General features: G+C 57.7%; 21 protein-coding genes. 10 read left to right on the top strand and 11 right to left on the bottom strand.

The genetic code is table 11. The annotated features are described in order from the left end of the window. Positions 1-13: 13 nt before the first annotated feature. The 6 genes from ccmD to ccmI all read left to right on the top strand — a co-directional run bounded on the left by ccmD (position 14) and on the right by ccmI (position 5,056). Positions 14-184, top strand: a complete 171-nt coding sequence (gene ccmD, locus QEN43_RS18610) for a heme exporter protein CcmD (protein ID WP_084161786.1) — start codon at positions 14-16, stop codon at positions 182-184. Next, entirely contained in the window at positions 181-636 is a 456-nt protein-coding gene (gene ccmE / locus QEN43_RS18605) for a cytochrome c maturation protein CcmE (protein ID WP_026609780.1), read from the top strand. The genes ccmD and ccmE overlap by 4 nt, the downstream gene beginning before the upstream one ends. Then, entirely contained in the window at positions 633-2,609 is a 1,977-nt protein-coding gene (locus QEN43_RS18600) for a heme lyase CcmF/NrfE family subunit (RefSeq protein WP_026609779.1), read from the top strand. The genes ccmE and QEN43_RS18600 overlap by 4 nt, the downstream gene beginning before the upstream one ends. A gap of 270 nt (positions 2,610-2,879) precedes the next feature. Then, entirely contained in the window at positions 2,880-3,410 is a 531-nt protein-coding gene (locus tag QEN43_RS18595) for a DsbE family thiol:disulfide interchange protein (RefSeq protein ID WP_202901091.1), read from the top strand. Next, positions 3,407-3,859, top strand: coding sequence for a cytochrome c-type biogenesis protein (locus tag QEN43_RS18590; RefSeq protein WP_317963482.1), 453 nt, complete (start codon positions 3,407-3,409; stop codon positions 3,857-3,859). Before QEN43_RS18595 ends, QEN43_RS18590 begins: the two co-directional genes overlap by 4 nt. A gap of 6 nt (positions 3,860-3,865) precedes the next feature. Continuing rightward, positions 3,866-5,056, top strand: a complete 1,191-nt coding sequence (gene ccmI, locus QEN43_RS18585) for a c-type cytochrome biogenesis protein CcmI (protein ID WP_026609776.1) — start codon at positions 3,866-3,868, stop codon at positions 5,054-5,056. A gap of 280 nt (positions 5,057-5,336) precedes the next feature. On the opposite strand, the gene QEN43_RS18580 is transcribed toward ccmI, so the two are convergent. The 5 genes from QEN43_RS18580 to QEN43_RS18560 form a co-directional block, all read right to left on the bottom strand. Further along, positions 5,337-5,789 (bottom strand): beta/gamma crystallin domain-containing protein, encoded by a 453-nt coding sequence (locus QEN43_RS18580; RefSeq protein ID WP_026609775.1) that lies wholly within the window; start codon positions 5,787-5,789, stop codon positions 5,337-5,339. A 452-nt stretch (positions 5,790-6,241) separates the two neighbouring features. Beyond that, positions 6,242-7,498, bottom strand: coding sequence for an HlyD family efflux transporter periplasmic adaptor subunit (locus QEN43_RS18575; RefSeq protein ID WP_084161783.1), 1,257 nt, complete (start codon positions 7,496-7,498; stop codon positions 6,242-6,244). A gap of 124 nt (positions 7,499-7,622) precedes the next feature. Continuing rightward, complete coding sequence (locus QEN43_RS18570; protein WP_026609774.1) at positions 7,623-9,125, bottom strand: efflux transporter outer membrane subunit; 1,503 nt, start codon at positions 9,123-9,125, stop codon at positions 7,623-7,625. After that, positions 9,122-10,717, bottom strand: coding sequence for a DHA2 family efflux MFS transporter permease subunit (locus QEN43_RS18565; RefSeq protein WP_317963481.1), 1,596 nt, complete (start codon positions 10,715-10,717; stop codon positions 9,122-9,124). The genes QEN43_RS18570 and QEN43_RS18565 overlap by 4 nt, the downstream gene beginning before the upstream one ends. Beyond that, the gene (locus QEN43_RS18560) at positions 10,714-11,511 is read right to left on the bottom strand and encodes a hypothetical protein (protein ID WP_156912682.1); all 798 of its coding nucleotides are present in this window, start codon (positions 11,509-11,511) and stop codon (positions 10,714-10,716) included. Before QEN43_RS18560 ends, QEN43_RS18565 begins: the two co-directional genes overlap by 4 nt. A 450-nt stretch (positions 11,512-11,961) precedes the next feature. On the opposite strand from QEN43_RS18560, the gene norR reads away from it, so the two are divergent. Further along, on the top strand, positions 11,962-13,536 hold the full coding sequence (gene norR / locus QEN43_RS18555) for a nitric oxide reductase transcriptional regulator NorR (protein ID WP_026609771.1): 1,575 nt from the start codon (positions 11,962-11,964) through the stop codon (positions 13,534-13,536). A gap of 108 nt (positions 13,537-13,644) precedes the next feature. On the opposite strand, the gene QEN43_RS18550 is transcribed toward norR, so the two are convergent. From QEN43_RS18550 to QEN43_RS18540, 3 genes are all read right to left on the bottom strand, one after another. Then, positions 13,645-14,481 carry a sensor histidine kinase gene (locus QEN43_RS18550; RefSeq protein WP_051331531.1) on the bottom strand — a complete coding sequence of 279 codons (837 nt, stop codon included), beginning with the start codon at positions 14,479-14,481 and terminating at the stop codon, positions 13,645-13,647. Between the two features lie 220 nt (positions 14,482-14,701). After that, positions 14,702-14,974 (bottom strand): TraR/DksA C4-type zinc finger protein, encoded by a 273-nt coding sequence (locus QEN43_RS18545; RefSeq protein ID WP_036268051.1) that lies wholly within the window; start codon positions 14,972-14,974, stop codon positions 14,702-14,704. Positions 14,975-15,945: 971 nt separating this feature from the next. After that, positions 15,946-17,694, bottom strand: a complete 1,749-nt coding sequence (locus QEN43_RS18540; protein ID WP_026609770.1) for a GGDEF domain-containing protein — start codon at positions 17,692-17,694, stop codon at positions 15,946-15,948. Here QEN43_RS18540 and QEN43_RS18535 point away from each other — a divergent pair. From QEN43_RS18535 to QEN43_RS18525, 3 genes are all read left to right on the top strand, one after another. Further along, a complete protein-coding gene (locus QEN43_RS18535; RefSeq protein ID WP_026609769.1) occupies positions 17,693-17,926 on the top strand; it encodes a hypothetical protein in 234 nt (77 codons plus the stop codon). The genes QEN43_RS18540 and QEN43_RS18535 overlap by 2 nt on opposite strands. A 203-nt stretch (positions 17,927-18,129) precedes the next feature. After that, entirely contained in the window at positions 18,130-18,549 is a 420-nt protein-coding gene (locus tag QEN43_RS18530; RefSeq protein WP_317963480.1) for an RDD family protein, read from the top strand. 592 nt (positions 18,550-19,141) lie between these two features. Beyond that, positions 19,142-21,421, top strand: a complete 2,280-nt coding sequence (locus QEN43_RS18525) for an ATP cone domain-containing protein (RefSeq protein WP_026609767.1) — start codon at positions 19,142-19,144, stop codon at positions 21,419-21,421. A gap of 359 nt (positions 21,422-21,780) precedes the next feature. Here the strand turns inward: QEN43_RS18525 and QEN43_RS18520 are convergent, their stop codons facing one another. From QEN43_RS18520 to QEN43_RS18510, 3 genes are all read right to left on the bottom strand, one after another. Continuing rightward, entirely contained in the window at positions 21,781-22,143 is a 363-nt protein-coding gene (locus QEN43_RS18520; RefSeq protein ID WP_026609766.1) for an HPF/RaiA family ribosome-associated protein, read from the bottom strand. A 341-nt stretch (positions 22,144-22,484) separates the two neighbouring features. Next, positions 22,485-23,723 (bottom strand): aminotransferase class I/II-fold pyridoxal phosphate-dependent enzyme, encoded by a 1,239-nt coding sequence (locus tag QEN43_RS18515; RefSeq protein WP_026609765.1) that lies wholly within the window; start codon positions 23,721-23,723, stop codon positions 22,485-22,487. A gap of 15 nt (positions 23,724-23,738) precedes the next feature. Continuing rightward, a complete protein-coding gene (locus QEN43_RS18510; protein WP_026609764.1) occupies positions 23,739-24,707 on the bottom strand; it encodes an L-threonine 3-dehydrogenase in 969 nt (322 codons plus the stop codon). Positions 24,708-24,806: the final 99 nt, after the last annotated feature.

Genomic DNA, 24,806 nt, shown 5'->3' with positions numbered 1-24,806 from the left:
TTCAATCGATTCCATGAATTGGCAACAGTTTTTTTCCATGGGCGGCTACGGCTTTTATGTGTGGACGTCCTACGGTTTGATGTTTGTTGTTTTGGGCCTCAATCTCTTTTGGGCGATACGCCGAAAATCCGAAGTGACTAAAAGCGTCGTGCGTCGGATAAGGCAGGAGGGCAAACGGTCATGACCCCACGCCGCCGCCGCATGATCGTGGTCGGGCTGATTCTGGTTGGCGTCAGCTTAGCGACGTTTCTCGCACTTACCGCATTCCAAAAGAACTTGTTGTACTTTTATACCCCTTCGCAAGTCGCCGCGGGCGAAGCGCCCAAGGGTTACCCCTTCCGGGTCGGCGGACTGGTGGTTGAGGGCAGTGTGCAGCGCGAACCCGATAGCTTGACGGTACGCTTCTCGGTTACCGACGGAAACGCCGCGGTTCCTATCCTCTACACGGGCATCCTGCCCGATTTGTTTCGCGAAGGTCAGGGCATCATCTCGGTCGGGCAGATCAACGCGGATGGCGTGTTCGAGGCCAGCCAAGTGCTCGCCAAACACGACGAGAATTACATGCCGCCCGAGGTTGCCGACTCGCTGAAGCAAAGCGGACAGATGTCCCTCAACTATAAGGATTTTCAGAAATGATCGCGGAATTGGGGCATATCGCCTTGATCATGGCGCTGTTCATGGCGCTGTTGCAGTCGGTGTTTCCACTGCTCGGCGCGGCGCAGGGCGTGCCGGTCTGGATGGCGGTGGGGCGGGCCGCTGGGCGTGCCCAGTTCTTCTTCCTAGCCGTGGCGTTTGCCTGCCTGATCGCGAGCTTCGTGAATCACGATTTTTCCGTGCTCTATGTGGCGCGGAATTCCAATACCGCCCTGCCCCTTTATTACCGTATTTCTGCCGCCTGGGGCGCCCACGAAGGCTCGATGTTGCTCTGGGCCTTGATCATGGGGCTGTGGACAGTGATGGTGACGATCTTTAGCCGCAGTCTGTCTGAGGAATTCCTGGCGCGCGTCTTGGGCATCATGGGTCTCGTCAGTGTCGGCATTCTGTTGTTCATCCTGCTGACCTCGAATCCCTTCGAGCGCCACTTTCCGCCGCCCGCCGACGGCAACGACCTCAATCCCCTGCTCCAGGACATCGGCATGACGGTTCATCCGCCCATGCTGTACATGGGCTATGTCGGGCTTTCGGTCGCATTCAGCTTCGCCATCGCCGCCCTGCTCGGCGGCTCGCTGGACTCGGCCTGGGCTCGCTGGTCGCGACCCTGGACCCTGATCGCCTGGGTGTTCCTGACCCTCGGCATCGTGCTCGGCTCCTGGTGGGCTTATTACGAACTCGGCTGGGGCGGCTGGTGGTTCTGGGACCCCGTGGAAAACGCCTCCTTCATGCCTTGGCTGGTCGCGACCGCCTTGCTCCATTCGCTGGCGGTCACTGAAAAGCGCGGCGCCTTCAAGGCCTGGACCGTACTACTCGCCATCTTCGCCTTTTCGCTGAGTCTGTTGGGAACTTTCCTGGTTCGTTCTGGCGTCCTGACCTCGGTCCACGCCTTCGCCTCGGACCCGGCGCGTGGGCTGTTCATTCTGATCTTCCTGGCTATCGTCGTCGGAAGCTCGTTGCTGCTGTACGCAATCCGGGCGCCTATGGTCAAGGACCAGGTCCGCTACGGCTTCGTGTCGAAAGAGAACCTCTTACTGCTGAACAACGTCCTGTTGATCACGGCCGCCGCCAGCATTCTGCTCGGAACGCTTTATCCTCTGGTCCTCGATGCCTTGCAACTCGGCAAGATTTCGGTCGGTTCGCCGTATTTCGCGAGTGTGTTCGGCCCTTTGATGACACCCATCTTTCTTTTGGCTGGCATCGCGCCGATGTTCGCCTGGCGTGAGGCCGACCTCGGCAAGATCGCGCGGCGCGCACGTTTTGTATTTCTTGCAAGCCTGGTGCTCGGCGTGGTGTCGACCGCGGTATTTTGGGACCCTATGGACATCAAGACTATGGCGGGACTCAGCACGGCGTTCTGGCTAGCCGCTAGTGCGCTGTTGAGTGTTTGGAATCGGGTCCGTCTGCGTGAATCCCCGCTTCAGGGTCTCAAAGCTCAATCCCGGAGCTTTTACGGCATGACCCTAGCGCATATCGGCATCGCGGTGTTTCTCACCGGCGTCGTCCTGTCCGAGCGCTACAGCCAGGAAGAGATCGTGCGGCTCGCACCGGGCGAGTCTTCGACCCTGGGCGATTACACGTTCACGTTCAAAGGCGTGACCGAGGTACAAGGCCCCAATTTCGTCGCCCAACAAGGCGAATTCCGGGTGCAACGCGGCGAGCGGGAAGTCGCCGAACTCCGGCCGCAAAAGCGCGTTTACCTGGTGCAGCGAAACGTCATGACCGAAGCGGCGATCGATCCCGGCCTCACCCGTGATCTCTATGTGGCGCTGGGCGAGCGGATGGATGGTGGCGCCTGGAGCGTGCGGCTCTATTACAAGCCGTTCATCCGCTGGATTTGGCTGGGCGGTTTGTTGATGATCGCTGGCGGCCTTTTTTCCGCCGCGGATCGGCGTTACCGTTTGGCGACCCGGCAGGCGGAAGCCTGGAACGAGTCCGCCGAAAGCAAGCTGGCGTAACAGTAAAGATCACTCAGGGTCGAGCATGCGGACTCTATCCATAATAGGTTGGAATAAGACCGTAGCTCCGAAATCCGACCCCAGTCGTAAACGGTCGTCCTGCAAAAGGTCTGGCCGGCGCTCCCGGAGGCACCGTTTGCGATTGGAATGCCGGAGCCTAATCCCGGCTGGCTGTCGGTAAAAGCTTGGCGACCTATGTTACCGCGTTATCCTGAGCTAAATTTCTTTGTTTTTGGTGCGCTTCTTTCACAACCGAATCTTTAATTCATCATGCGCTATCTCATTCCCTTGGTCGTGTTCGCCGTCATGGTGATCTTTCTGGGTATCGGTCTAACATTGAACCCCAGAGAAGTGCCCTCGCCGTTCATCGGCAAACCCGCGCCCACGTTCAACCTACCCCAGGTAGCGGATGCTAACAAAACCCTGAGTACTGACGATCTCAAGGGCGAGGTGAGCCTGGTGAATGTCTGGGCATCCTGGTGCACGTCCTGCCGGGAAGAGCACCCGGTACTGCTGCAGCTCGCAGAGCAAAACATCGTCCCCATTTACGGCCTCAACTACAAGGACGAGCGGGACAATGCCCTCGCTTGGCTGCAGCGCCTCGGCGATCCCTATACCGCGAGCGCTTTCGATCCCGAAGGCAAGACCGGGATCGATTGGGGCGTATACGGCGTACCCGAAACCTTCGTCATCGATCGCGATGGCATCATCCGCCATAAGCAGACCGGGCCTGTGACGCCGGAAATCCTCGAAAAGAAATTGTTGCCATTGATCCGCCAATTGCAAAACAAATCTTCATGATGCACCGGTTACTGCCGTTCTTTCTGATTCTTCCCCTCACCGCTCAAGCCATCGAGATCCGCGAGTTCGACGATCCGGCCAAGCGACAGCGCTACGAAAATCTGATCCAAGAGCTTCGCTGCCTGGTCTGCCAGAACCAATCCCTGGCCGATTCCGATGCTGATCTTGCAAAGGACCTGCGGGACGAGGTCTACGCCATCATCCAAAGTGGCAAGAGTGAGCAGGAAGCGGTCAAGTTCCTTACGGACCGCTATGGCGATTTCGTGCTGTATCGTCCCCCATTCAAAATGACGACAGCCCTCTTGTGGATAGGGCCGTTCCTGTTCCTGGCCGGCGGCAGCGCCTTTCTCTGGCGGCAGGTGAAGCGCCGTAACGCCACCGAAGATCTCGCGCTTTCCGATGAAGAAAGAAAGCGTCTCGAGCGGCTTCGCAACAATCTCGAAGGTTAAATATCAATGACGGTTTTCTGGCTTTCGGCCGTACTGATCCTCGCGGTCGGCTATATCTTTTTCCTTCCCGCGCTTCTGGGCAAAGCCGGCAGCGGACGGATAAACCGAGCGAGGCTCAATCTCCTTTTGCACCGGCAGCGGCAAGCCGAACTCGCTCAGGAAGCAGCCAACCCAGAGGACTTGCAACGTCTGACCGCGGAATTGGAGCGTAACCTGCTTAGCGAGCTTGAGACATCCGAAGAGACGAAAACGCAAGCGGGTACCCGTGGCCGTTCCGTGGTTGTCGCTGCGCTCGCGACCATTCCGATAATGGCTTTAACGCTTTATCTTGCGCTCGGCCGCGTCGACCTCATCGGCGCTCGTGCGCCCAACAACATGGCCGACATCGAGGAGAGCATACGCCTGCTGGCGGAGCGTCTCGCCAAACAACCGAACGATCTGGAAGGCTGGGTATTGCTCGCCCGCTCGCTGCAAGCCACCGATCAGCCGGATAAGGCATTGAAAGCCTACGAGTTCGCCCTAAAGCTCGCCCCCGAAGATTTGGACATCAAGGCTTTTTACGCACAGGCCCTGGCGGAAATTCTCCAGGGCAGCATGGCCGGTAAGCCGACCGAGATCGTCGACGAAATCCTGAAGAAGGATCCCAATCACCGGACCGCGCTTTGGATGGCAGGCATCGCGGCCGCGGAGAGGAAAGACGCGGCCAAGGCGGTGGAGTATTGGGAAAAATTGAAGAGTCAGTTCGCGCCGGGCAGCGAGGAAGCCAAGCAGATTGCCGGCTACATCGCCAGAGTCCAAGGCATCCCGACGCCGAGCGAGCCGTCGGCACCCGCCGCAAGCGGAACCGGCAAACACATCCGCGTCACGGTGACCTTGGCCGAACACCTAAAATCCCGAGTTTCGCCGGACGACGCACTATTCGTCTTTGCCCGCACGGCCGAAGGCCCGCCCATGCCCTTGGCGGTCGTCCGCAAAAAAGCCAAAGACCTCCCGGTGGAAGTCGTGCTGGACGATTCCATGTCCATGGTCCAAGGCATGACGCTCTCTACCGCCGACCGCGTCGTGATCGGCGCGCGCATTTCCAAGAGTGGACAACCGAAGGCCGAAAACGGCGATCTGCAGGGGTTGAGCGAGGCCTTGGCTCCCGAAGATAGCGGAAGCTACAAGATCGTGGTCGACCAGGTCATCGGACAATAGCGGGCGTTACAGTGCGTTCGGTTGTGAGCGCGGGGCATGCGCGGCATGGAGGAAATCTTGGGGGAGCGGACTCGAGCGTGTCCTGTAGGTTCCAAGCCCTTTCCACAGACCTGTCCTAAATCAAGCAGAAGACCCTGTTCTACTAAGCGAAGCCAAAAGGCTCAGGGCATAGGGCCCGTTCAGTTCGGCTCTTGGCTATAAGTCTGCACGGCTCACGATCGAGGCCGACGCCCGCTACGACAGAAACATAAATTAGGCTTTTCGGTACAAGCGATCACCCTCACCGGCGACACTGAACTTTCAGCGAATTAATGTTGCGGTGAAAATTTAAGTCTCCTAAGTGGTGTTGCTTGGTTCCTGGACCGAAACTGATCTTTAAGTCCTGAGCGCTCGCAATATCCTTTTCTCCCCAAGCTTGAAGCTCGTTCTCGTGGTAGACCGGTCCTTGGGGAGTATCTTCGAAATTTTCCTGCTTAAAGGCATAAACCTCGGCATCCGGACCGACGATCAAACTTTCGATGCGATTGCTCCAGTCCTCACCGTTCAGCGACTTGAGGCTGGGCAACTCGGCCGGTCCTTTCACTCGGACGTGGGAGCCTTGATAATCCGCTTGGTCGTAAAGATCGAGCCAGCATTCCTTTGCGGCGACTACCGAACTCGCTGAAGCCAACAGAGCAGCCGTGAAAAAAGACGACGTAAACCTGCCAAGCCTAGGACCGAACTTGGTTAACATGGCAAACTCCTTTTATTTTCTAAGGTTAGTCTGCAAACAAACAGCCGCAATCGACCGGCGTCAACGTCCTTCCTTGGCCCATGAAACTTCGAGTCTTTCGTGAGATTGCGAGTTCCTAATTCTTTTCAAGGCTCATCCGTTGATTTCGATCAGCGGCCTCAGGTCAGATTACGCTTGGAAATTCTTCCCGACAAGGCCGGGCATCAAACGTTTGACGAGCTGTAGGAGTTGGCCGATTTCTTTAGGCTAGAAAGACGTCCGTGGCAAGCGAGAACACTTATCAGCGGGAATTTTATTCCGGATTGTGAAAGCGTCCGTGCCGACCGGAAAGTAACGACTGGGGTGCTTTCATCTCCAGGAAACCCTGATTGAGTCCTCCGACCAGACTAAACGGAATCCACTTGTTCAGAACTTCCTTTAGCTCGGTTGTCGACAGTGTTCCAGGAGCTGGCTCACTGGACTGCTTTTGGACCGCCTCTTTTGGTTCGCTCAGTTTGATGTGGAGATTCAACGGACATGTCGGACCAAGTGCAAGAGGATTCCAAGAGATCGTCTTTAGGCACCACATTGGCCTGGATGATTTCCTCCGCCTTGCGTTCCGCGGCGGCAAGTTCTTCGCTGAAAATATCCGTTCGGTACGCCTCTGCGGATGTATCAGCCAGCGAGGTATTCACCGGCTGGCCGGGCTCGCCGATATGGATCGAAGTCACCGTGGATAGTCCCGGACGAATCGGTCGTTTCAGAATCTCGTCTTTCCGCAAAGCAATGCGCACCGGCACCCGCTGGACGATATGAATGAAATTGCCAGTGGCATTGTCCGGCGGCAGCAGGGCGAACACACTGCCAGTGCCGGGCACCAGCCCTTCGACCGTGCCGTGATAAAGCCGACGCCGACCGTAGAGATCGACGATCACTTCGGCCGACTGGCCCGGCCGAACCTTACGCAACTCAGTCTCGCGCAGGTTCGCCTCCACCCACAAATGATCCAGGGGCACTACCATGAGCAACAGGTCTCCGGGGTGGACCCGGTCGCCCACCTGGACCTTGCGCTTCGCCACATAACCCGACACAGGCGCCCGAATACGCTGCCTCACGAAATCCAGATAAGCCTCGATAAACCGGTGTTTGGCGGCTTCGATCTCGGGGTGTTCGGTGCGGCTGGTGCCCCCCACGCGTGCCTCAATGGCCTGGAGTTCCGCCCCGACCTCACGCAGTTCCGCCCCGAGCGCGGTCATCTGATCCTCGGCGTTTTGCAAGACTTGCTCCGAAACTGAACCGCTCGGATACGCCTGGCGGAAGCGAATCACGTCATGGCGTACTCGGGCGAGCAGGGCCGAGCGTGCATCCCGTTTCCGGCAGAGTTGCTGGCGTGTCGCAAACAGGGCGCCGATGCTGCGCACGGTCCGCCCCAAGTCGCCTTCGCTTTGTCCCAGGGCGGCGTAAGCGCGGTGTTCGTCGAGCTGAACCAGGAGGTCGCCCTTGTTCACGAATTGGGTTTCTTCGACCAGGACCTGGGTGACGATGCCGGTGGTATCCGCTTCGACCGGGATCAGATTGCCGGCGACGAAGGCATTGTCGGTTACGACCCAGAACCGGCCGTGAATCCACCAATACACGGCATAGCTCAGCGCACTCGCGACCACGGCTAGAGCCACCAGCAACAAACGACGATTACGGCGGGCGCGAATCGCCTTGGGATGAATCTTCATACGTGCTTGCGTGAGTTTCCCAGATTTATTGTTCTAATTTATTGTTCGAATTATGCGGATGGAGCTACTTCTTGGCTTAACAGAATCGCGTCGGGACTTGGCCCATCGTTAGGCAGGAATCTTATCAATCCGACATCGGCTGCAGGCGTGTGGCGTCGAGACCGTTCGAATAGCCTCCGCCCAAGGCCTCAATAAGATCGGTCATGGCGACATACTGATCGGTTTCAAACGTCTTTAGCGCGTACTCGTGATCCAATACGGCGTGCTGGCGCGCCAGCACCGCTCGGCGGTCGTCTAAACCGCTTCGAAGCCGCTCCAGGGCGAGATCGAGCGCCTCGCGCTGCGAAGTCAACAGACGGTTCTGCGCCTCGACAATTTTTTGAGTGTCGCGCCAATTACTGAGGCTATCGGCGACTTCCTGAATCGCCTGCAGCAGAGTCTTGTTGTAAAGCTCAACGGCCTCGTCGTATTCCGCCCGCTGTACCGACAATTGACCGCGCAGACGTCCCCCCTCGAAAATAGGAAGCCTAACGCCGGGCGCGACGCCGTACGCGAAGCTGTTCCCCGAAAACAGAATATTGGCGAGGGAGCTCGCACCCTTGGTCATACGCAACGCGTTGAACCCGACAAAAGCCGTCAAATCGACGGTCGGGTAAAAGCTGGCTTTAGCCACCTTGATCCGCTGCGCGGCCGCTTCGGCCCTGTGCAGTGCTGCCGCCAGATCCGGGCGATGGGCGAGCAGTTCCAGGGGAAGCTTCTCGGGCAGCGGAATTCTTTCGGGCAGATTGACCCGCCGGTTGAACAGGTGCTGTGTAGCATCGGGACCGCGGCCAATCAGACGCGCCAACAGGTTACGCTGCAGGTCCAAATAGTCACGGGTCGCGGCGTGGCGCTTGCTGGCCGTCTGTAGTTCCGTTTCGGCCTGCTTGACGGGATCAGCGGAATCCAAACCCAAGTCATAGCGCGTCCTTGCCAGTTCGAGCAATTGCCGCCGCAAGCCGACCATCTCTTCCGCCAAATCGAGCTGTTGGCGTAGCGCGACGCCTCGGAAGTAACATCTCGCTATCGCCGCCGTCAATTGCAGCCTGACTTTGGCCAGCTCCGCCTCTTCGGCCGCCGCTTCGCCGAGGGCCGCTTCCAACGCGGCACGATTCTTACCCCAGAAATCGAATTCGTAGCGTAGGCTAAAAGGATTGATCAGCGCCGAGACGGTATGCGCACCTCTTAGGGCGACATTGACGCTGTACTCCGAAAACCGTGCCGTTGCGACCTCCGCCTCAGCGTCGAGGAAGGGCAGTAGCCTCGCCCCTTCGACCCGGGCGAAACCTTCCGCCTCGCGTAACCTCGCCGCAGCCGCCTTGACGCCGGGATTGTCCTTGAGCGCCATATCCATTAGATAGTTCAGCTCGGAACTGCCGAACTGCAGCCACCAGCGGTTGTTGGGCCAAGACGGTCGCACCTTCAGCGACTCGTCTCCGCGGACCGCGGACAATTTCTGGGCCATATCCGGCGGCGTTTGGGTGAACTCGGCACGTTGGCCGCCCGAAGGAATCCAGGCGCAACCCCCGATCAGAAATAGCGCTAGGGAGCCCGCGAGCAGGCGACGATGGATCGTTCCCAACCTCATGGCTGCTCCATCAGCTCCTCGCCTCGGATCTCTCTCAAATCCGCGGCCGGCTTCGGGTGCAGCGGCCGGTGAGTCGGGTGGGCGAGCCATACCAGCCCGGCCAGTCCCAAAAAAAGATAACTGGCCATCAGAAAGGCGTCGTTGAGCGCCAAAATGGCGGACTGCTGCTTGAGGATGGCGAAAAGCTTTGCCTGCACCATACCGGGATCGAGACCGGCCGCCTCGAGGCGCGAGGCAAGCGGCCGCAACACGTCTAAAGACGGAAACCGACGTCCTCCGAATTGATCGGCTAGGTGAAGCTGGTGAAACGGGGTACGCCTAAACAGCATGACGCCCTGTAAGGTAATGCCATACGCGCCAGCGGCGATACGTAGCGCCGCCGCCTCTTCTGCGGCTCGCGTCATCTGGTTCGGCGACAGGCGATGTAGCGCGATCGCGGTCAGCGGAGTGAAGAACGAACCCAGGAAAAACCCGAGCAGAAGCATAGGCCAAATAATTTGATCGAAGGAGCCGGGATCGTCGAACCGCCCGATCCAATTCAAGGTGAAAGCCAAGCCCAATAAATTCATGCAAGCGAATATCCGCGCGTCGGTACCCTTGATGAGTTCATGCATGATGGCAATCACCGGTGCCGCCAGAAAAATCATCACGACGAACACAAGGCTGGCAAGAAACGAAGTGTAGCCCAGCAGTAACTGAAGCTGGACGATGAATAACGAGAGCAGCCCCTGAATCGATAGAAAGCCCAAGATCAGGCAAATGACACCGATGGTGAAATTGCGGTGGGCGAATAGCCGGATGTCGAGTGCGGGATGTCGTTCACCCAGTTCCCAAATGATGAAGCAGGGCAGCGCCACGAGTACGGTGATCAACACGCCGCGCAAAAACGGCGAATCGAACCAGTCGAAATCGTTGCCCATGTTCAGAATCGTTTGAAGGCCACCAAGTATCAGGGTTAACAGCAGGAACCCGACAAAATCGAAACGGGTGTAGCGGCGCTGGAACCCCCGACCGTACAGCAAAGACCCGGTCACGCCGGCAATCGTCAAGGCTACCGGAATATTGAAATAAAAAAGATAACGCCAGCCGAGCTCGTCGGCCAACCAGCCACCAATGGGAAAACCAATGGTAAACGGCATCAGGGTGAATAACCCCCAAATCCCGAGCCCTATCGATTTGATCCTAGGGGGATACTCCTTCAACAACAGAGCCTGCCCGATGGGAAGTGTGATACCGCCTGTGAAACCAAGGAAAATGCGGGAGGGCAAAAACAGCTGCATGGTTTCGCTGATAGCGCAAAGATAAGACGCTATCGCGTAGCCCACGAACGCTGTGGCGAATAACCGATAGTCACCGAAGCGCCCCGCCAGCCATCGAGCGATGGGAAACGCGAGCGCCAACGCGATCATGAAGTCGGTCTGCGCCCAAGTGCCAAGACTCGGCAATACGCCGCCGAGGTCCCCTGCAACATGCGGCATCAAGGCGATGTACGAGCCGGCATTGAACAGTACGACCATGTGCCCCAGGCCCAGCGCCAAGTTGAAAAGCACAAAGCGCCAGCCACGCAGGGGCCGGGGAAAGACGACCGTCACAGAGTCGAGATCCCGTCTGCAACAGCCGTCTCGGTACTCCGCTCATCCTGCCGGACACTCCGGGTTACCGGCAATCCTAAATCGCTCAAGCTTTGTTCAATGAGCTTCGCACCAACCGTCGACACGAGCTGTTTGAACTTCTCCGCTTCCCGAGCAAGCAGTTCCGGTGCCGTCCCTTCGACCGGAAAAGCCTCGGCTGCGGTTCTGCCGATGACCTTTCGGGATACCGGGTCTATCAGCTTGACCAAAACCTGCAAGGGAGCCTGGGCCTCGAAAATCCGGTAAGTCCCGATGCCCACCTCCAAAACCGCATCAATTCGTCCCGGTCCGTGCAAGCGATAATCGACCGGCGAGGTGTCTTGATTGTACCAGTCTCGGATAGCGCCACGCCAAAACGCTAAGTTTGCCGTGCGCTCGTTCGGAGCAAGCGGAAGCGGGTAATAATGCCCGGAGGCAACGGCTTCGAGACCACCGGACATCAGCTGCGAGACCGCTTCACGCGCGAGCGCGAAAGTGGGGACCCAGTTCTCGCCGAGTGCTTTGGCCGACTGCAGCCCAGGGATGCTCGACGTCGTCATCGGCGCTCGCCGGGTGACCATCTCTGGAACGATGTCGTCATGGGCAACCAGACCCGCGATCATTACCCCGCCGGGATTTCGATAAATTTTCCTTTCCAGGAAAAGATCGAATGGCACGGTGTCGTGTTGCCGGTAGATGGGCAGTCGCGATTCGATCAGATCCGGGCTCACTTCGAGCGGGGGCGGCTCCACGGGAATCACGAGCACGGTTCGCATGTCGACCGTCTCGGCCGCCGGCGGTCGAATGGGGGGAGCAAGGCAGCCGCTCAGTGCTGCGAGCAATATCAGCAATACGCTATAACGCCTCATAGGGTGGTGATCACTAGAGCCCGTGAAATATTTGCGGCCATGGAACGCCGCTCTGCCAAGTGAAATTCGTCCGGGCGTACCGTGGGGATACCTGATCGGCTACGCCTTGCACGCTCTTGAGCAAAATCCCTGCCATGATATATCCCTTTGATTTGATTCGATATTTTGATCACGATCACCCAGGCGTCGTCATATTGACATCGACTCGAAATCGTTCGGCGGCAGGCCGCGGCGTCCGACGCCCGAAGATAAGGGCTCGTGCGCTGGAGTGCTCCGGAACGAAAGCCGAATTGAAAAAGGATGGAATTGCTGTCATTCTGACAGCATTCTTGTCAAAGTGACTACGAATCTTCGAGTATGACCGAACGCTCAAAGATAAGAACCATCGAGAGTGCGATTCGCGAAGCCGTCTTGAGCCTCACGGCCAATCTCTCGATGAAGGAGCGGATCGAGGGGTTTCTCGAAATTTTCGCCAAGGTGACGGGAAATCACGCTTGTGCCGTGTTGCGGTTTCAAGACGGGGTACTCGTGCCCGTGGCCACCCGGGGTCTCTCGCCGGAGGTCATGGGACGCCAATTTCATCCAGAACAACATCCCCGGTTCGCGGCGATACTCAGTTCGAGAACGCCAGTCCGATTCCCACCCGACGACCCAAGACCCGATCCCTACGATTCGCTGTTGCTGAACGACGCCGGCGGTAGTTTGCGGGTACATTCCTGTATCGGTTGTAGCCTTTACAACGAAAACACCCTACTCGGAGTATTGTCGGCGGATGCCTTGAACCCAGGCGCCTTCGACGGCCTTCACGATGACGTTTTCCAGACTTTCGCCGCTATAGCAACGGTGGCGCTTCGCCACGAGTCCTTCATCAGTGCGCTCGAACGGTTGGCCAAACATCGCGAACTGGTAACCAGCGAGCTGGTGAACGAAGCCCTGCAACGTGGCGGCGGACAGCTCATCGGCGACAGTCCTGCTTTGCAGGAACTGAAGCGCAACATCGGCATTGTCGCCCGATCCGATCTTACGGTCCTGATCACAGGGGAAACCGGGGTCGGCAAGGAGGTGGTCGCCCGCGTCATACACGCGCAGTCCCTGCGCTCTGACCAGCCTCTTGTGTACGTGAACTGCGCGGCACTCCCGGAAACGCTGGCCGAAAGCGAATTATTCGGGCATGTCCGCGGCGCTTTTACCGGTGCTAGCACCGATCGGGCCGGCAAATTCGAATTAGCGGAGGGAGGCACTCTGTTTCTGGACGAAGTCGGCGAACTGCCGCTCTCCGTCCAGGCGAAGCTGCTGCGCGCCTTGCAGTTCGGCGAAATTCAGCGCCTCGGCTCGGACAAAAGCCACCGGGCGGACGTCCGAATCATTGCGGCGACAAATCGGCAGCTCGCCGAAGAAGTGAAGGCTGGAAGATTCCGCGCTGACCTTTACCATCGGCTCAGCGTATATCCTTTGCACGTACCTCCGCTGCGGGAAAGACCCTCCGATATCGCGCCCTTGGCCGGCCATTTTCTGGATCAGGCCCGGACCCGTTTAGGCCTGGACCGAATTAACCTTGCACCCGCAACGATCGAAGTGTTGACAGCCTATTCTTGGCCCGGAAACGTACGGGAGCTCGAACACGTCATTCTCCGCGCCGCCCTGCGCGCGTCGGCGGAACGCGGACGCTCGCTAACCTTACAGCCGGACGATTTGGATATCGGGCCCGAGGTTCTCCGAAACATGGACGCCAAGGGCGGCATGCCACCAGGGCCGGGCTCGATCTCTCTGACGCGCGCGGTGGACGATTTTCAGCGCCAACTAATCCTCAAGACGCTGGGCGAATGTCGCTTCAATTGGTCGGAAACCGCCCGCCGCTTAGGTCTGGATCGGGGCAACCTGCATCGTCTCGCAAGGCGGCTCGGACTGAAACCGCTAAGACGGACGGGTTGATGCTGCCATTAGAAACATCACCCAGAGCGTAGTGCTAAGAACGCAAAAAAGCCGGACATCGTCCGGCTTGCATGTAGAGAAAGCAACCAAAATCGAGACCTTTGACCGTCACGTTGCTAGGAAGTTTAAGCGGGACCACGTCGCGGAGGAGTCGTAGCGCTCGCGATCCGAAATCGGGCTTCGCTCACGCCGAAGCGGCAACCACACGACAAACTCGGCACCCTGACCTTCACCCGCGCTGGAAACCGCCACTCGCCCTCCATGCATTCCGATCAGGCTTCTTACTAGCGAAAGCCCTATACCTAGGCCACCCTGGGTGCGATCCAAGGTTCTCGGGCCTTGCGTAAACAGATCGAAGATATAAGGGAGAAGCTCGGGCGCTATGCCAATCCCTTCGTCCTTGATTCGGATCGCCGCCTCGTCTGACTCGATTTTCACCGAAAGCCAAATCCGGCCTTCCTCGTAACTGTATTTGGCGGCGTTATTGAGAATATTGGCCAGTGCCTGGGTTAGACGAACCTCGTCGCCTTCCAATTCGATATCGAGCGGCTCCGATTCGATGAAAAGCTTGAGCCGCCGGGCTTTGATCAGAGGCAAGTTGACCTCGACCGCCCGAACGATCACGACAGCCAGATTGAGTGAAACCGGACGCAACGTAATTTTGCCCCGGGTAATCCTGGACATATCGAGAAGATCGTCGATCATTCGGGCCAACTGGGCTGCCTGACGGTCCACCACCTCGCGCGCCCATTCCGCTCTCGGCTCTTGCAAATTCAGGCGGCGCAATACTTCGACCGCGTTGCGGATAGAAGCCAATGGGTTGCGCAATTCGTGGGCCAGCATCGCTAGGAATTCCTCCTTACTCGGCTGACCCGGAACGGTGTCCTCGGCAGCTGCCGAATCGGCAATGCTTAGGGCACCATCCTTACAATCGGAGGACCACATAAGACTTCTTTTTTGTCATGTAAAACACTTGTGACCGAATACTCGATGCATGTGAGACACCGCCGTGCCCGCCCTGGCTCCGAATATGCCGATGCCCTGCAGATCAACTGACCCATGACCAAGTGACCGCCTCACGGCAAATTGCGAATCCGGCCGGGCATTCGCCGGTTCCGCGACCACAAGGCAACCACCGGTCGATCGATAGGGAGCGTCGAAGGCATCACGGATCCCAGTCATCGAAACTGGGATACAACCGGGCTTCGTGCTGCTGCTCGCGGTCGTACTCCAACTGGCAATCGATGCAGCGTACGGCTCGGGGGTTGGCCGCGAGGCGCTCCAACGGAATGGGGGCCTCGCAATCGAGGCAGACTACCAGACCGCGCTCGGGATCGGTCACTTGCTGTTCGTTCTCGGCCACCGACGCCTTCAGGCGTTGCAGGGCTTCGGCTCGCGTGCACTCTTCCACGATTTGAGCAATATCGATGTAGTCCATGTCGGCAATCTCCTTTACCGTTCAGGAAAACGTCCACCGGGCACCGCATCGGTCTGCCGTGTCAGGCGATTTTACCCCTTCGAGAAAGTCATGTTTCAATCGGTTCCCGCCACCGTATTGGTACGTAAATGGTGTAACGGACGACGAGCCGAAGATATAGGTTTGTGCACCTATGAAAGCCTACTTAGGTTAAGCCGCGGATTGCGGAAAAGCCGATCGTGGACGTTAGGTTTGACGATCCGTTCGAGACTCCGGGTCGGCGACGAAATCCTCTCTAAGTCTAAGGAAGAGCGTTTAGAACGCCTCGTCACCACCGCTGCGGTGATGGCTATTTCGGTTTTGTCCGGATAGGTCGCAACGAAAAACGGCCGGTTTATCGAACCCGCCGTTCGGTGGCATGCGCTGGACGTCCTTCTTGGTCTCCGGCAAAGATGTTTGCTATCTGGAAACAGGCCACCCTATCGTCAGGCAGGAAGAGTTAGAACGCGGTGAATCTTTACTGAAAGCCGTATCGATAAGCAAAAGCCTATCATCATGATCTTTTGCGTTCTGACCGGCGGAGGTTGGCTGGCCTCGCTGTTCGAGCGCCGAGTATGGCGAACAGCCACGCGAGTTGGCGCGGCGATCATCATGCGCTCAACAACCGCGATCGAACCGAATCCGAGCCTCGCAGACAGCTTCGCAGTCGGTCGCACACCGGCGAAGGTCGAACCGGCTCCAAGAACTTTGAACCTGTGCGACTCGAGTCAGCCCAGTCGGTCCTCGCTACGTGGCGATGCACGGACTCAACGGGGTATTGCTTCGCAACCCGGAAAGCCGTTCGCGGGAGGCTCTGAAGCCGCTCGGCATCGCCACGGTAGTTTCTGCGACCCAATGGTCAGGCGATTAGTCCGGCCCGTAAATATCGGTCTGGTCGCCCTGATCGTGTTAGCGAGGTCTTGGTGCAAAGCTGTACGACAGCGTGGCAGGCTTCACCACGACGCCGGGGGACAATCCAGGGCCACGAGCTCGGCGGTCGAACTCTGTTGGCATTTGCCGACAGCCTTGTCCCGATACATCGACTGATCGGCAGCCTTCAACAGCTCTGCGGCGGTCGAACCGTCTTCCGGGTAAACTGCTATGCCCACGCTGGTCCCCAGGATGGGCATGCCCTTGTGCATGTCATTTATCTCCCCTGCCAGCTGAGAAAAGGCTTCCTTGATTTTCCGGGCCACCGACTCTGCACCGCTACGGTCTCCAACACTCTGCAAGAGCACCACGAACTCATCTCCTCCAAGCCGACCGACGGTATCCGTCTCCCGAACGGAGCGCTGAAAAATCCGCGCGGCACGTTGCAAGACCTTATCCCCCATGTGATGCCCGTAGTAGTCATTGATCTGCTTGAAACCGTCCAGATCGAGGTAAAGCAAGGCTAACTTCTGATTCGAACGATTCGCCGCAGCCAAGGCCTGATCCAGACGGTCCATGAATAGCTGGCGATTGGGCAGTCCCGTCAACGGATCGAAATTGGCTAACAGAAACAGTCTGTTGCCCTCTTCGAGCTTACGCCGTTCATAACGGTCGTGGATTCTGGCGACGACCAGAAAAACGAGCAGGAATGCCAAAGATTCCACCAAGATCAAATGCAGCCGGCTCCAGTCCAGATCAGCCCACCCCAACTGACGTTCGAGTTCGAGCCGAAACAGCTTTTCCGGATCGCCGAAAGAACTGCGGAAAATCAGTTTGGGAAACAACGCAGACTCTAGGGCGCTTACCGGCGTCGCCTGCCGGTGTATCAATCTGTCGCTTGGGGACGTATCGGCATGCAGTGTCCCGAAAAGGCTTAGCGCGAGCGATACGGAATCGGAAGGCAGGTGGAGCAGTGCATTTATCCTGCAGATCACTACCGCGAAGCTTACCCCGTCCGCTAGGCTTACCGGTTCGATCAGGGCGTATCCCCACTCGCCGTCATCCAGGAGGAAAGCGTGGGTAGCGGTAATTTCCCGGGATGCCGCGGTGTTTTGGAAAGCATTCTTGAGTATAGAGAGGAAATCGAAACCAATAGTCGGCGATTTCGGAAGCTTGTTATCGTACAACTCTGCGGAATTCGGAGAATAGAAGAGCGGATTGCCGGCGGCCGCAACCCGAACCAGACGGTTCTCCGCATCGGAAAAAGCGCGGGCGCGGGAACCATTGCGAACGTCTTTTTGTAGCCGCAAGGCTTCGAACCCGTCCACTTCCTCGATATCGAATGCCGGAACGATGCCCATGAAGTAGATGCCCGGATCCTGTTCCGTAATCAAACGTGTGTAGCGTGCCACTTTCTCCTGAGTCAAGGGCTCTTGAACTTTCAGGAAGGCAGCAAAACCGTGGGTCGCATCGATATGGCGGCGAAGTTGTGAGGCCAGTTGCGCCTGAATCAGTGCGGATGTTTCGGAAAACTGCTGGGTATGCCGGTGGATGTCGAGAAAAATGGCGAACGCCAATCCTGCGCAGGCGATCAGCAGCCAGCAGATCGTCAATAACGCATACAACGAGAACCGCTTGACAATGAGTTCGACGATCCCCTTCTGCAGCAACAACGCGGGCTGCGTCGCTTTCGTGCTACTATTCGCTGCCAACTTCCCGGCCTCGAGGGTTCTTGGAATGCCACCGGAATGGCGATCTTGTCCGAAGAGAAAATAAGACTCCACATCTCCACGGACCCACAATTGCAACAAACTCTGGAAGAGGAGATACATGTTCAAACCTAGACTCGACGTATTCCTTGCTTTTCCGATCCATGCCAGTGCTTTGGTCGCAACCTTTGTGATTCTGCTGTTCTTGCCGATGGTACGCCCACCGATCACGCTTTCCGTGCTGCTAGTCGCACTTCTGGTTTATCTCTCGATGTTCTTTGGCGCCAAATCGGCTGCTCGCGAAAATTCGAGACGCTTGTCGTTGCCTGACGACGATAAACCAGGTGTTCGTTGAGCGGTCATCCTGCCTTCGCACCGGTTCCAGTCACCCGATGTCTAGCTTATACGCGGGCGACAAATGATGATGTGATTTAGTACCAAATTCCGAAAAAACCGCTCATCAATAGTTAATGCAAAAACTGTGCACAAGATTCTCCCACACCTTGCTCCTCATTCTGCATCTGGCCAAGTTACACGCCACAGCTTTCGACTGAGCTCATGACATCAAACTGCGTTCCTGCTGGCCTGTTACGTCGCCTGGCAGCCTTTTTTTACGATCTCGTGGTGCTGGTCGCGGTACTCTTCGCCGCAACGCTCGTGCTGTTGCCGCTCAATGGCGGAGAAGCCTTTCGACCGAACCACGGACTTTACAGTGCCTATCTCGTGCTAGTCAGCTTCGCGTTTTTCGGTTGGTTTTGGACCCACGGGGGACAAACCCTGGGCATGCGCGCCTGGAAAATTCGCCTCTGCACGACAGCCGGCAATCCCATCTCCTGGGGTCAGGCTTCGATTCGATTCGTGTGCGGGTTGATCTCCTTTGGTCTGATGGGGCTCGGCTTCCTTTGGATCGTGTTCGATTCGCAAGCACGTAGCTGGCACGATCTCGCGTCCGGAAGCCGAGTTGTTCGGGAGAATTGATGGGTACCGGCGACAGCGGCAACTCATGCTCCGCGGCAGACAACCGCCTTTCGCCCTGAAACCACTTGGCTCCTTTGCTCACCGACTCGGCACCCGGCCTGTGCTCAAGCATCTCGCAACAGGTATAACCCCGCGCAGCGCTCAGCTGGAACACCGCCGCGCTTGGCATGGGCATGATTTTAAAGATGTGGTTTCACGCCAGCGCTCGAGGCCTAACGGAAAGTCCATCCGCGGAAACTCCCTTCACCCTAACCTGTCGGATAAGCTTGCGAGGACGTAACTTTCAGGTCCGAAACGCGGCAAATCGCAAACGTCGCGGCAAGGAGGGGAGAATTTCGCCAGCGCATACCCTCGCCCGGCTGTTAGTCCAAACGGTCTCTGGACCCCATCGAACAGATGTTCGAGGATAAGGTCTCGCGAGGATGTACCTGGCGCCTTCCCAGGAACAGCCCAGTGTCGGGCGTAGGCGCCTATCAAAGCGACCAAAGCGACGTTCCGGATTGGCATCTTTCGAAGCTTGATGACAACATCGTGCAGCCCGTATAGCCTTTCGATCAATTGAGAAGTAGGCTGGAAGCCAAGAGGTAACGCCATGGCGCCTTCTGTGCGGAGCAAGTTTTCGGCGGTCAGAAAACGCGACGGCCGGATCGTGGCTTTCGATCCGTCGCGTATCAGCCATGCGGTCTATCGCGCCATGCAGGCCAGCGGGGAAGGCGATCTCACGCGAGATCCGGAACAAATTTCCGATGCGGTAATTGTGGAACTCGATCGGCGCTATCCCGACACGCATCTTCCCCATATCGAAGAAATCCAGGACCTGGTTGAAGAGACCCTCATCCTTCAGGATTTTCCTAAAACCGCCAAGGCTTATATTCTCTACCGCCATCAAAGGGCGCAAATCCGCGAAAAGGGCAAGCTGGTCCCGGTGCAAGTCAAACAGTTGGCAGACGACAGCAAGCGCTACTTTTCGAGCACTTTGGGGGAGTTCATCTACTATCGCACTTATTCGCGCTGGATCGACGAAGAGGGACGCCGCGAGACCTGGGTGGAAACGGTGGATCGCTATATGGCTTTCATGCACGAAATCCTCGGCGACCGGCTGACACCGCGGGAATACGAAGAGATCCGAAGCGCGATTATCGAGCAACGCGTCATGCCGTCCATGCGCCTGATGTGGTCGGCCGGCAAAGCGGCACGTGCGACACATGTCGCAGCCTACAACTGCGCTTACCTGGCGCCCTCCAATTTGGACGATCTCGCGGAGATCATGTATCTCCTGATGTGCGGTGCCGGAGTCGGTTTCTCCGTCGAAAGCCAGAATATCCAGTTGCTCCCTATCATCAAGCGCCAGAGCGGTCTCAAACGTCCCGTCCATAAGATCGCCGACAGCAAGGAGGGCTGGTGCGACGCCTTGAAGCTCGGGCTACACACTTGGTTCGAAGGCCAGGATATGGAGTTCGATTATTCGGAGCTGCGCCCGGCCGGGGCTAGGCTACACACCATGGGCGGCCGAAGCTCCGGCCCCGGCCCTTTGAAAGCGGTGCTCGACTATACCCGCAGCCGCATTCTCGCCAATCAAGGCAAGCGGCTACGAAACATCGATGTGCACGATATCGTCTGCAAGATCGGCGAAGTGGTGAGCATGGGTGGAGTACGCCGCTCCGCCTTGATCTCACTGTCTGATTTCGACGATCCAGACATGCGCACGGCCAAGACCGGCCATTTTTATATCGCTCATCCGCATCGCGCGATGGCCAACAATTCGGCGGTCTACGACGCCAAACCCACAGCGACCGATTTTCTCGAAGAGTGGCTAGCACTCGCTAAAAGCGGTACGGGCGAGCGCGGGCTTTTCAACCGCGGAGACCTGCCGCGGCAAATGCCGGAGCGGCGTTGGCGGCTGTTCGAGCCCCACTGGGCCACGAGCGGTACGAATCCCTGCGGGGAAATCGTTCTGCGCTCCAAGCAACTTTGCAATCTGAGCGAGGTGGTGGCGCGGTCCGAGGACACCGAACAGACTCTACTCGACAAGGTTCGGGTGGCGACTATTCTCGGCACCTATCAGTCGATGCTCACCAAGTTCCCCTATCTCTCGGACGAATGGCGGAAAAATTGTGAAGAGGAAAGGCTGCTGGGCGTCTCCATTACGGGTCTATGGGACTCGTGGGTCGCGCGGCAGCCCGAAACGCTGAGGAAGCTTCGTGAACATGCCATCGAGGTCAACCGCCAATACGCGGCCCGCTTCGGCATCAACCCTTCAGCAGCCATTACCTGCGTAAAGCCGAGTGGGACCGTTTCCCAACTTGTCGACTCCGCCTCCGGCATGCATCCGCGCTATGCCCGGTACTATGTCCGGCGCGTCCGCATTGCGGCGACGGATCCGCTGTTCGCGATGCTGAAGGACCAGAAATTTCCTTATTATCCCGAGGTTGGCCATATGGAGGGACAGGCTACGACCTACGTGCTGGAGTTCCCGGTGCGCGCACCGGACGGTGCCATCGTCCGCACCGATCTGAGCGCCTTGGATCAACTCGAACACTGGAAAACGGTCAAGCTGCATTACACCGAACACAACCCGTCGGTGACGATTTCCGTGGGTTCCGATGAATGGATTGGAACGGCTAACTGGCTGTACGAGAACTGGGAACTGCTGGGCGGCTTATCCTTTCTTCCGCGCACCGATACGGTCTACCAGCTCGCTCCCTACGAGGAAATCTCCAAAGAGGAATATGAAGCACGGATGGCCAGCCTGCCGGCAATCGACTTCTCCCGTATCGTCCTTTACGAAAAGGAAGACCAGACTATCGGCGCGCAAACGCCGGCTTGCGTCGGCGGACTCTGCGAACTCGATCCCGAAGAAGGCGTTCTTTAAGCAAATCCCTCGACCGATAACACCGAAGACTGCCACGTGGTTTCGGGGAAGCCGCCGGACAGTCCCGCGTTAATTCATGTGACAACCACACCGCCAAAAAGGAACAACTTTGTTCGGGCGACGGGGAAGCAGGCCGGGTTTCGCAATGCATTTCAGTAACGGTGTATCGGCCCGAGAACTTACAAATTATTTAGACCGCAACGCTTGCGGTCCATGTCGTGACCCCACGACACTCCGCCATGGGATAGCTGTCGAGAATTCAGAAGGATTTTCGGTGGAATCCGGAATTAGAGGCGAGGCGTAAGGAAGACCAGACCTCCTCACGCCCCGGATTGTCGTGCGTTTATGCGTTCAACGGATCAGAGTGCGGCGGACGAAACTCTATGGTTCTTGACTTCACCGCGCTGGATACGGACATATTCCTCAAGCTGGCGCTTTGCAGCGTCGAAAGCATCGCGTAAAGCGACGTAGACATCCTCGTGCGCCTGTTTGTCGTGATGATCGCGGCTGACCACGATTTGTTTCTGCGGTACGTTCAAATCGATCCTGACTTTATAGAGATTACCTTGATGCTGATGATGATGCTCCGCTTCGACAGCGACTTTGCAGCTTATGATGTGATCGCAGAACTGCTCCAATTTGGCGGCTTTTTCCCGAATGCGGGTTTCAACGGCGTCGGAATGAGGAACTCCTCGGAACGTAATCTCTAGTGGTACTTGCATAGGTCTTTCCCATTAAGTGTTTAGTCTTAGTAATCCCAAACGTCTCCGCCGAAGCTTCGGTGCAGCATGGGCTGCCCGGCTCGTCCAAGATTTCGGCGTGTTTTGAAGTGGTTCCCTCAACTATGGATGTCAGGAGCCCGTGGGGCTTGGGTTTATGGGGCGGTAAAACGTCTACCCCGTCATTTTCCGTGCCGCTCCATAAGCAATGATAATACAACCCGAACTCTCCGTGTCGACTCGCAGCCCGACGCCCATTAAGTCTCGGGCTTGCTTGTCTGACTCATCCGTCGAGCACAGGTCGTCGCACGCCTCGCGCCGGGATCCCGCGATCGCGGGATCGATCACGACGCACGCATGTCCTTGGACTCGCCCAGTACGTTTAACACCTCGTCGAGATCCGCCGCAGTATGGTCTGCGGAGACCTGAAACCGGATTTCTTCGTCGCCGCGCGGCACCACCGGGTAGACAATACCGGTCGCCAGAATGCCCCGCTGGCGAAGATAAAGAACCATACTTCGGGTCTTTTCAGTATCCCTGAGCATTAAGGGAACGACCGGGTGCTCCCCGGAAAGCGTTTCGAAACCCACATCTCTCAGACCTTGCCGAAACTTAGCGGTCAATTCTCGCAAACGCTCGAGCCGCTGTAGCCCTTCCGGGCCGGACACGATCTCGACGGCTTTCACGCCGGCGGCCGCTTCGCCAGGCGTGATCGGGTTCGAATAGATATAAAGCGGCGCTTTTTCGCGTAAATAATCGATCAAAAGCGAACTCCCGACGACATACCCGCCGTTGACGCCGAAAGCCTTTCCCAATGTGCCGATCAATACATCCACGTGCCCACACTCGGTATACTCTTCGACTCCCCGGCCGGTTTTCCCGAAAGCGGCGACGCCGTGGGAATCGTCGACGACGACGATCACCCCTTCGGCAAACTTTTCGTCATAAGTCCTGGCCAGCGCCAGCAGTTCCTTGAGCGGCGCATGGTCGCCGCGCATGCTGAAAATGCCGTCGGTCACGATAATGCCGCGCCGGCACGATTCGGCCGCCTGCCGCAAGAACGTCTCGGCCTGATCGACGTTCAGATGTTCATATACGAACTTCTCCTTCGGACGCGCCAAGCGAATGGCGTTGATGATGCAATTGTGGTTCAACTCGTCGCTAAGCACCGCAGTTTCGGCACTGATCAGCGTCGGCAAGACGCCCATTACGGTCGCATAAGCTGAGCTGAACAGCATCGCCGCCTCGCGCCCGTGGAACTCGGCCAGACGCTGCTCCAGCCGCACATGCGGCTCGTAGGTTCCGCTGATGAAGCGCACCGCTCCCGGACCGGCGCCGTAGGCCCTGGCACCCTCCTCCTCAGCCTTCACCACCTCCGGGTGTAGCGCAAGTCCCAGATAGCCGTTGGAATTCATGCGGAGAAACGGGCGGTCTCCCTCTCCTTGCAGCAAGTAGCGGACGCCGCGCCCCTCCCGCGGCGGTACCACGCCGGTAATGATCGCTTCCCGGCTCTTGCGCATGCCGGACCGCTCCAGCTGCGCCAATTCCTGCTTCAAAAGAGCCTCCATTCGCTCCATGGCCATAACGTCACCTCATCGTTAAGCGCTTGCCGCGCTTTGCAGTTTGGCTCGAATCTTCTCGAGCATATCGCTCGTCATTCGCGCGATGTCGTAGTGCGGCAGCCAACCCCACTCCTCCCGCGCCGCACTATCGTCCAGGGATTGCGGCCAGGAATCGGCAATTTCCTGGCGTACGGGGTCGATCTCGTAGTCAATCACGAAATCCGGAACGATCTTCCGGATCTCCGCGGCCAATTCGCTCGGCGTAAAGCTCATAGCGGTCACATTGAACGCGTTGCGGTGCTTCAAACTGGCGGCATCGGCTTCCATCAGCATCATCATGGCCCGGATGGCGTCCGGCATGTACATCATGTCGAGACGGGTGTCGGCACGGAGAAAGCAGGTGTAATGGCGATAACGGATCGCGTGGTAGAAGATGTCCACGGCGTAATCGGTGGTTCCGCCGCCGGGTGGAGTGCGATAGGAAATGATGCCCGGCAGCCGCAAGCCTCGCGTATCGACCCCGAAACGGCGGAAATAGTAGTCGCAGAGCAATTCACCGGTCAGCTTAGTGATGCCGTAGATCGTGGTCGGGCGCTGGATGGTATCCTGCGGCGTGGCTATGCGCGGAGTAGTCGGCCCGAAGGCCCCGATCGAACTTGGGAAAAACAAGGCGCACCGGTACTGGCGCGCGACTTCCAGCACGCGGTACAAACCGCCCAGATTGACATTCCAGGCCACCTGCGGTCGATCTTCTGCTACGGCGGAAAGAAGCGCCGCCAAATGATAGATGGTCTCGATCCGATAGCGGCGCACGACATCCTGAATCTGGCGCAGCTGGGTGCAGTCGAGATGCTCGAACAAGCCGTCGCCCGCTCCGGCAGGAGGCATGCGAATATCGGCTGCCACCACGCGGTCCTCGCCATACCGGGCTCTCAGCGCCGGAACCAGTTCCGAACCGATTTGGCCGAGTGCGCCGGTCACCAGAATTCGACCTTGTGTAGTCATCGTCTACTCCTTATCCCAGCGAATCTCGGGACAAGCAGCTACCGCTTTCCGAGAGACCGATAAGGCAAGGGTAAATCGCAGGATAACCCCGGTCAATGC

Origin of the sequence: Methylocaldum szegediense, assembly GCF_949769195.1 — a bacterium.
In the GTDB taxonomy this organism is placed as follows: domain Bacteria; phylum Pseudomonadota; class Gammaproteobacteria; order Methylococcales; family Methylococcaceae; genus Methylocaldum; species Methylocaldum szegediense.
Note: the sequence above shows the minus strand (reverse complement) of the source record. Positions and strands in the feature narration are given on the sequence as shown.

What these genes read in the sequence shown, in the direction of transcription:
- ccmD (WP_084161786.1), top strand. Translation starts at nt 14, where the DNA reads ATGAATTGGCAACAGTTTTTTTCCATGGGCGGCTACGGCTTTTATGTG.
- ccmE (WP_026609780.1), top strand. Translation starts at nt 181, where the DNA reads ATGACCCCACGCCGCCGCCGCATGATCGTGGTCGGGCTGATTCTGGTT.
- QEN43_RS18600 (WP_026609779.1), top strand. Translation starts at nt 633, where the DNA reads ATGATCGCGGAATTGGGGCATATCGCCTTGATCATGGCGCTGTTCATG.
- QEN43_RS18595 (WP_202901091.1), top strand. Translation starts at nt 2,880, where the DNA reads ATGCGCTATCTCATTCCCTTGGTCGTGTTCGCCGTCATGGTGATCTTT.
- QEN43_RS18590 (WP_317963482.1), top strand. Translation starts at nt 3,407, where the DNA reads ATGATGCACCGGTTACTGCCGTTCTTTCTGATTCTTCCCCTCACCGCT.
- ccmI (WP_026609776.1), top strand. Translation starts at nt 3,866, where the DNA reads ATGACGGTTTTCTGGCTTTCGGCCGTACTGATCCTCGCGGTCGGCTAT.
- QEN43_RS18580 (WP_026609775.1), bottom strand. Translation starts at nt 5,789, where the DNA reads ATGTTAACCAAGTTCGGTCCTAGGCTTGGCAGGTTTACGTCGTCTTTT.
- QEN43_RS18575 (WP_084161783.1), bottom strand. Translation starts at nt 7,498, where the DNA reads ATGAAGATTCATCCCAAGGCGATTCGCGCCCGCCGTAATCGTCGTTTG.
- QEN43_RS18570 (WP_026609774.1), bottom strand. Translation starts at nt 9,125, where the DNA reads ATGAGGTTGGGAACGATCCATCGTCGCCTGCTCGCGGGCTCCCTAGCG.
- QEN43_RS18560 (WP_156912682.1), bottom strand. Translation starts at nt 11,511, where the DNA reads ATGCGAACCGTGCTCGTGATTCCCGTGGAGCCGCCCCCGCTCGAAGTG.
- norR (WP_026609771.1), top strand. Translation starts at nt 11,962, where the DNA reads ATGACCGAACGCTCAAAGATAAGAACCATCGAGAGTGCGATTCGCGAA.
- QEN43_RS18550 (WP_051331531.1), bottom strand. Translation starts at nt 14,481, where the DNA reads ATGTGGTCCTCCGATTGTAAGGATGGTGCCCTAAGCATTGCCGATTCG.
- QEN43_RS18545 (WP_036268051.1), bottom strand. Translation starts at nt 14,974, where the DNA reads ATGGACTACATCGATATTGCTCAAATCGTGGAAGAGTGCACGCGAGCC.
- QEN43_RS18535 (WP_026609769.1), top strand. Translation starts at nt 17,693, where the DNA reads ATGTTCAAACCTAGACTCGACGTATTCCTTGCTTTTCCGATCCATGCC.
- QEN43_RS18540 (WP_026609770.1), bottom strand. Translation starts at nt 17,694, where the DNA reads ATGTATCTCCTCTTCCAGAGTTTGTTGCAATTGTGGGTCCGTGGAGAT.
- QEN43_RS18530 (WP_317963480.1), top strand. Translation starts at nt 18,130, where the DNA reads ATGACATCAAACTGCGTTCCTGCTGGCCTGTTACGTCGCCTGGCAGCC.
- QEN43_RS18525 (WP_026609767.1), top strand. Translation starts at nt 19,142, where the DNA reads ATGGCGCCTTCTGTGCGGAGCAAGTTTTCGGCGGTCAGAAAACGCGAC.
- QEN43_RS18520 (WP_026609766.1), bottom strand. Translation starts at nt 22,143, where the DNA reads ATGCAAGTACCACTAGAGATTACGTTCCGAGGAGTTCCTCATTCCGAC.
- QEN43_RS18515 (WP_026609765.1), bottom strand. Translation starts at nt 23,723, where the DNA reads ATGGCCATGGAGCGAATGGAGGCTCTTTTGAAGCAGGAATTGGCGCAG.
- QEN43_RS18510 (WP_026609764.1), bottom strand. Translation starts at nt 24,707, where the DNA reads ATGACTACACAAGGTCGAATTCTGGTGACCGGCGCACTCGGCCAAATC.